At 66.9% G+C, this 5,855-nt stretch carries 4 protein-coding genes and 1 pseudogene; 1 reads left to right on the top strand and 4 read right to left on the bottom strand.

Annotation, left to right across the window (positions count from 1 at the left end; all coding sequences use genetic code 11):
• Positions 1 to 209 precede the first annotated feature (209 nt).
• From ACT6Y9_RS08120 to argC, 4 genes are all read right to left on the bottom strand, one after another.
• A complete protein-coding gene (locus ACT6Y9_RS08120; protein WP_443744165.1) occupies positions 210 to 1,763 on the bottom strand; it encodes an aspartate aminotransferase family protein in 1,554 nt (517 codons plus the stop codon).
• An 84-nt stretch (positions 1,764 to 1,847) separates the two neighbouring features.
• Positions 1,848 to 2,594, bottom strand: coding sequence for a GNAT family N-acetyltransferase (locus ACT6Y9_RS08115; protein WP_295479840.1), 747 nt, complete (start codon positions 2,592 to 2,594; stop codon positions 1,848 to 1,850).
• A gap of 812 nt (positions 2,595 to 3,406) precedes the next feature.
• Entirely contained in the window at positions 3,407 to 4,192 is a 786-nt protein-coding gene (argB, locus tag ACT6Y9_RS08110; RefSeq protein ID WP_443744164.1) for an acetylglutamate kinase, read from the bottom strand.
• Between the two features lie 24 nt (positions 4,193 to 4,216).
• Positions 4,217 to 5,281 carry an N-acetyl-gamma-glutamyl-phosphate reductase gene (gene argC, locus ACT6Y9_RS08105; protein ID WP_443744163.1) on the bottom strand — a complete coding sequence of 355 codons (1,065 nt, stop codon included), beginning with the start codon at positions 5,279 to 5,281 and terminating at the stop codon, positions 4,217 to 4,219.
• 262 nt (positions 5,282 to 5,543) lie between these two features.
• Between argC and ACT6Y9_RS08100 the strand changes: the two are divergent.
• Positions 5,544 to 5,855: pseudogene (locus ACT6Y9_RS08100) on the top strand (hypothetical protein); the annotation flags it as partial.

Raw genomic sequence — 5,855 nt, 5'->3', positions numbered from 1 at the left:
GCCGCTCCCTCCGAAGATCCTCTCCTGTTAGGGATCGGCTAACCCGGAGTTTGGGATCTACCTGCAGTGCGAACTTCAAAGCGCCTGCGCGGAATTGGAAAAGCTCCGCCGGCGTTCCCATCGACGGAGCTTTTTCAGGCGTTTACTGCCTCCCCAACTTCACGGTGTGGAAGCTCTGCAGCGGCGGCTGAAGCCGGAACGCATCCGGCTTACGCCTTGGCCGGAGCCTTTTCAGCCGGAGCCTGCGAAGGCGCCTTGGGCGCGGCGGCCGGCTTGACTACGGTCTCCTTTTCCGCAGCAGGCTGCGCAGCCTTCGGGGCGGCCTTCGCCGGAGCCTGGACCGGCGCCTTCGCTTCGACCTTCTGGTCGACCTTCGGCGCTTCAGTCTTTGCGGCCGGAGCGGCGGCGGGAACAGCGGCCGGAGCCTTCACGGCGCGCTTCGCGGCCGGCCGACGGGCGGCGGGCTTTTTCGGAGCGGCGGCGGGAGACTTCATTTCAGGCTTCGCCTCGCTCTTGACGAGCTTCACCGCGGCCTTGGCCTTCTCTTCGGCTTCAGCCTCGTGGGCGAAGAGCGCAAGCACGGCCTTCAGGAGCGCGACGCCTTCGCGGATCTCGGACTTCTTGATGATGAGCGGCGGGCAGAGACGGATCGTCGTGCCACCGGCCGTGAGGATCACGAGGCCCGCCTCGAGCGCCTTCTTCTGGATCTCGGCGAGCTTGGGCTGGAGCGAGGCCTTGAGTTCGCAGCCGATCAGCAGCCCCATGCCGCGGACTTCATTGAAGACGTGAAGTTCATCGTTGAGCCCCTCGAGTTCGGCGCGCATGTAGGCGCCCTTTTCGCGGACCTTGGCGAGGAACTTCGGCGTCGCGATCTTGTCGAGAACGGCTGCGCCCACGGCGCAGGCGAGCGCATTGCCGCCGAAGGTGGAGCCGTGCGTGCCCGGGTGGAAGTGGGCCGCAACCTCGTTCGTCGTGAGGACGCACCCGATCGGCACGCCGCCGGCGAGGCCCTTGGCGGTCGTGACGATGTCGGGGCGCACGCCCACCTGCTCGAAGGCGAAGAAGGTGCCCGAACGGGCGCAGCCCGTCTGCACCTCGTCCATCACAAGGAGCGCATGGTGCTTGTCGCAGAGCTCGCGCACGCGGCGGGCGAACTGAGGATCAACGGGGAGCACCCCGCCCTCGCCCTGCACGGGCTCGAAGATCACGCAGCAGGTCTTGTCGGAGATCTGCTTCTCGAAGGCGGCGATGTCGTTGAAGGGCAGGTGCGTGATCGCGCCGGGACGCGGGCCGAAGCCCAAGGAGTACTTGTCCTGGCCGCCCACGCTCACCGTGAAGAAGGTGCGGCCGTGGAAGCTGTGCGTGAAGGAGATGATCTCGTTCTTCTCCTCGCCGCCCACCTCAAAGCCGGTGCGGCGCGCGAGCTTCAGGGCGCATTCGTTCGACTCCGCCCCGGAGTTGGTGAAGAACACGCGGTCGTAGCCCGTGAGCGCGGTGATCTTCTTGGCGAGCCCGACGGTCGCGTCGTTCGCGAAGACGTTGCTCACGTGAATGAGGCGCGCGGCCTGGTGCTTGAGGGCCTTGCGCACGATCTTCGGGGCGTTGCCGAGGCAGTTGACGGCGATGCCGCCGCCGAAGTCGAGGTAGCTGCGGCCTTCGGAATCGTAGAGGCGGCACTTCTTGCCGCGCACGAGGAGAATGTCCGCGGGCTTGTAGCAGGGGATCATCACGTGGTCGTAGTCGGCGCGCGTAACTTCAGTCATTTGGAACCTTCCTTATTTCTTATCGTTGGTTTTGGCCGGACGCCGGCGGTCCGCCGCAGCGGGTCCGCCTCTAACGGACGCCCCTCATTCGCCGATGTTGTACTCGTACGCGAGTTCGTCGCAGCGCGAGCGCTTGGCGCAGTTTTCGCAGTCCTTGAGGATCTTCTCGGGCAGGGCCTCGATCTTGGTGAGCTTGAAGCCGCAGCGCTCGAAGAACTTCGGATTGCGCGTGAGCACGAAGACCTTGTCGATGTCGAGGCGGCGCGCACGATTGAGGAGGTACTCCACGATCGCGCGCCCCTGGCCCTGGCGCTGCACGAGCGGAGAGACGCCGAGCGAGCGGATCTCCGCGAGTCCTGAATCATAGACGAAAAGGCTCGCGCACCCGACCATGCGGCCGTCGCGCACGCAGACGGCGAAGCTGTCGATGTTGCGGATGATGTCGGCGCGCTTGCGCGGCAGATTTTCACCCTGCTTGGCCCAGTACTTCACGAGCTCCTCGACGGCGTCCACGTCGGAGAGGCGCCCCTGGCGGATGAAGAAGGGACCGCGCTCGCGGTTGGCGAGGATCTGATTGAGGGCGCGCGAGAGGTAGGAGAGCTCCGTGTCCGTGATGTTCTTGTTGCGCAGGAGGTTCACGGCCTCGTCGTAGAGGTCTTCAAACGGCGTGCCGTGAAAGTTCTCCTTGGCGTCTTCGGGGAGCTCAACCCCGAGGGGCGCCAACTTCGCGGCCTTCTCGGGCGCGAGGAGGTGCGTCAGGACGGGGCCGGCGTCGGCGACGGGCGAAATCGAGATCGTCCGGGACTGGTTTTGGGGGACTTGTTCTTCCATTTTCTTCTTTTTGGATGATCAAAGGGGCAAGGCAATCGGCCGAACCCTCGCTCCCGGCGAGGGAGCTACGTGTCTGAAGGGCTCTTCTGCCGGCGCGGAGGCGTTCCGCCCGTCCTCATCCGCGGCCGTCGGCCGGGCCGCCCGATCCATTGCGGCCGGTCGGCGCGGTTCGTCGGGGCCGCGCAGGGAAACAAATGCCCTCAGGAGCCGCCTTTCGGGAGGGCGCTTCTCCACTTCGCGCGGAGAAGCACGTCCAACTCGTCCGAAAGACACGCCGCCCGGGGGCGCACACATCACCTTCGCCTCCTTCTCGGGAAGACGAATCAAATCGGATTCTATGGACGCGGCGGGAGGCGCTTGCGGCTCCAAATGAGAGGTTCTGCCTAGCAAATCCCATCGAAGCCAAATGAAGGGAAATGAACGCGGGACGCGTGCCGGAAAGGACGGGAAATGACCGGTCAGTGCGCGCAATGGCTTCTTTGCGAATCGGTCATCTCATTGTTTCTATAGGATTATTCGATATTTCCCGTCGTATAGGAAAATGTAGTCCGCTCAATCATCCGCGCGCCGTTCAACGCTCTCCCGTCGTGTATCCCGGCGCTTGCGGACAATTGCGCCTCCAGTGTCCGGGATTTGTCGACCATTCGGCGGAATTCACTCGACTATTCGGGGAGAACCCGTCTGCGGCGGAAGTGCCCGATGAAAGTTCCTCCGTCATGCCCCAAAAAAACACTTCGGCCCGGATTCCTCACGGATCCGGGCCGAAATGAGCGTCGCGCGCTACGCGCCGCCCCCGCGGGCTTCCAAGCGCCTCAAGCGCGCATCACCGTGCCGGGGAATCCCCCGTTCGCGACCACGTCGGGCAGAGCCGCATCGAAGATCGAGGCGATCGAGACGGGCGCGCCCGTCGCGCGGGCGGCCGAGAGCGCCGCGCGGACCTTGACCGCCATGCCGCCCGTGACGACTCCCGATTCAATAAGCACCTCCACGCCCTCGGCGTCGAGCGTCGCGATGAGGCGCTTCTCGTGGTCGAGCACGCCCGGGACGTCGGAGAGGTAGACCAAGGGGGCGGCGAGGAGCTCGGCGACAGAGAGCGCCGCGTCGTCGGCGTTGATGTTCCAGAGCCGCCCCTCGGCGTCCATGCCGATCGAGGAGACGACCGGGGTCCAGCCCGCGTCGATGAGGCCGAGGAGCGCGCGGCGGCCCGCCTCGCTCCCGGCGCGGGTCTTCGCGACGCGCCCGAGGGCCGCATCCTGCGGCACGACCTCGGCCGCCCCGCCGTCCGTGACGAGAAGCCCGAGAGGCGTGAGTCCCGCACGCCGGACCGCTCCCCGCAGCGCGAGGCTGCACGCGCCTGCGAGTCCACCCGCGATGACGGGCATGTCTTCGGCCGGGCTCACGCGCAGCCCTTCGATGCGGCGTACGGGGAGATTGAGGCGCTCCATCAGGCGGTCCACCTCGACGCCGCCCCCGTGCACGAGGAGGAAGGTGCGGCGGGCGGCCTTAAGCGCCCGGAAGAGCCGGTCGAGTTCGGCTTCGGCGCCCAGCGCCTTGCCGGAAAGCTTGAGGACGAGCGGGGCGGCGGTCTTCTCAGTCATGTTCTTCTCCTGGAGGGACGCGGATCAGACGAGGGCCGTCGTCTCATTGAAGCCGAAGCGCAGGTTCATCACCTGCACGGCCTGGCCGGCCGCGCCTTTGAGAAGGTTGTCGATCGCGGAAACGACGACGACGTCCTTCCCGTGCTGCGGGTCGTCGTCGGAGACGGCGAACCCGATGTCGCAGAAGCTCGTTCCCACGACGTCGCCGAGCTTCGGGAGGGTCTTCTTCACGCGCACGAGCGGGCGCCCCTCGTAGGCGTTCTCATAGGCCGCGCGCACGGCCGCGGCGTCCGCGCCGGGAGCGAGACGCGCGGTGACAGTCGCGAGGATGCCGCGCTTGAAGGGCCCGAGGTGCGGCGTGAAGACGACGCGCGCACCGAGGTGCTCCTCGATCTCCGGGCGGTGGCGGTGCGTGAAGACGCCGTAGGCGCAGAGACTCACCTCGCAGAAGGCGTTCGAGAGCTTCGCCTTCCTGCCCGCGCCCGAGACGCCCGAGACGGCGTCGATCACGGGCTTCGCCGCAGGATCGAGGAGCCCCGCGTCAAGGAGCGGCCGGAGGGCGAGCTCGCTCGCCGTCGGGTAGCACCCCGGGAGCGACACGAGCCGCGTCGCGGCGAGGAGCTCCGGATCCACGTATTCGCCCAGGGCGTAGACCGCGACGTCGAGCAGTTCGGGATTCGCGTGCTCGAACTTGTAGTACTTCGGGTAGGCCGCGGGGTCGGAGAGCCGGAAGGCGCCCGAGAGGTCGAAGACCACCGCGCCCGCGTCGAGGAAGACCGGGGCGAGCTTCGCGCTCACCTCGTGTTCGGTGCAGAAAAACACAAGGTCGAGCCCCTCGGCCGCTGCCGCCGGGTCGGAAAGCGGCGTGAGCGTGAGCTCGGTGCGGCCTTCGAGCCTCCCGTCGATCTCTGCGACCGGACGCCCCGCGTCGGCGCTTCCCGCCGAGACGTAGAGGGCCGTGAGCTCGACGCCCGGGTGCCGCAGGAGGAGCCCCGTGAGTTCCGTCCCCGCGTAGCCACTCGCGCCCACCACCGCCGCCTTCAGGCGCACCAGGGGCTGCGTCCCGCAGCACTGCGCTTCTTCCGTCATGCTTTTCCTCTCCTCTGATCTGTTCGAAGTCTATGGCGCCGGCGCGCCGTTCAACCGCTGCGCCGGTCCGAAGGATGTCCCCGGCTGAGCGCTTCTCCCGATTCGGTTTGACGAAGCGGGAGCTTCGGGCTCCCTTCGGGGAGCCGCCCGTTGCCGGCGGCGCGCCCGGTCGGATATGTTTGCCGGACAAAGAATGTAGCAGTGCCGGGCGGGCGCTCCCCCGCGAAGCGTCCCTCCGGCCGCGCCTCCACCGACGAGAATCATGCCGGATTGCTTCAAGTACTTAGAAAAGCTCGTCTCCTTCCATACGATGAGCGACGTCGCGCCCGAGACGGACATGCCCAACGCCCCGCTCATCCACTGGGCGGCGGAGCGCTTTGCCGAATTCGGGTTCTCGACCCGCGTGATCGAGTCCTCTCGAGGCAAGCTCAACCTCTTCGCCTGGTCTGGGCCGATGACGGGCCGCGGCCCCGACGAGCGGGGCGGCCTTCTGCTCTCCGGCCACACCGACACGGTGGGCTGCGACCCGGCGCTCTGGACCTCGGACCCCTGGACCCTCACGCCTAGAGATGGC

Origin of the sequence: Sutterella sp. (genome assembly GCF_052272535.1) — a bacterium.
GTDB lineage: Bacteria > Pseudomonadota > Gammaproteobacteria > Burkholderiales > Burkholderiaceae_F > Sutterella.
The sequence above is the reverse complement of the archived record's forward strand: the minus strand, read 5'-3'. Positions and strand labels throughout refer to the sequence as shown.